The sequence below is a fragment of the Gordonia heveisoli genome (genome assembly GCF_030315745.1).
GTDB lineage: Bacteria > Actinomycetota > Actinomycetes > Mycobacteriales > Mycobacteriaceae > Gordonia.
Genome location: NZ_JASXSH010000052.1, coordinates 1 through 956, shown reverse-complemented (window position 1 = coordinate 956; position 956 = coordinate 1). Strand labels below are relative to the sequence as shown.

At 66.0% G+C, this 956-nt stretch carries 1 protein-coding gene; it reads right to left on the bottom strand.

Annotation, left to right across the window (positions count from 1 at the left end; translation table 11 throughout):
• Nucleotides 1–899: DUF222 domain-containing protein (locus tag QSJ18_RS20100; RefSeq protein ID WP_286328426.1), on the bottom strand; the 899-nt coding region annotated here is incomplete at its 3' end.
• Between the last annotated feature and the right edge of the window lie 57 nt (nucleotides 900–956).

Sequence of the window (956 nt, the reverse complement as noted above, 5' to 3'; positions counted from 1 at the left end):
GCGAAGCGTTTCCCCCGCCCGAAGAACAGGGGGATGGCGGTCGCGGTGTCGAACACCGCCAACCATGGATCGACTTGGGTGGCTAGCCGGATCACGTCGGCGATCGGGATGAGAGAGCCGCTGGCGGTGGTGGCCAGACCGGCCGCGCGTTGCAGGTCGGCCAGGTCGGCTTTGATGATCAACTGGATCGGCAGACCGCGATGGGTTTTACCGAGCATGCCGTCGGTGAGGACAGCTTTGAGTAGCGCCGAGAGGGCGTCGTGGTTGCGTTGGGCTTGGCTGCGGGTGTCGCGGTCGGCAGCGGCTTTCAACGTGTCGGGGTCGATGCCCTCGGGGGCACCGGTCGGTGAGGTGGGGTCGTCGGGATTGTTGAGACCGGGAGCCGCCCAGGCGGCGAGGACCACGTCGAGCATGCCACGTGTTTCCGGGTCGAGATGGCCGGTCACCTTCGACATGTGATCGGCGCTTTGCCGGTTGAGCCACAGGTTGCGGCGGCGTCGGCGATCACGGTCGTCGGTGAGGACACCGTCGGGGTCGAGGTGAGCCAAGACCCGGGCACCGAGGGTGGCGATCTCGGCGGGGGTGTGTTGACCGGCCAGGTCGGCCAGGGTGTGTTCGGCGGCCACCCTTTTGTCGTGGGCGACCGCGGTGGGGATGGTGTCGAGCACGTCGATCGCGGCCCGCAGGTGTGCCGGCCCCACCGCACCGGCCGCGAAATGTGCACCCAGGGTCGGATATTTTGGTTCTGAGAGTTGGCCGTCGAGTTGCCGTAGCCGGCTGGTGGCCGCGATCTGGGTCAGGCGTCGTCGTGGATCTGATACGCGCAGAGCGGTATTCAGAAAGTTTGGTAGCGACCGGTAGCCCATCGAGCGAGGAACCCCACGGTCGGAGATTTCCACGAGTTGACGGTCCCCGGCATAGGTCAACCGATTCAGTAGCCGTTCATGTTGTTGGGC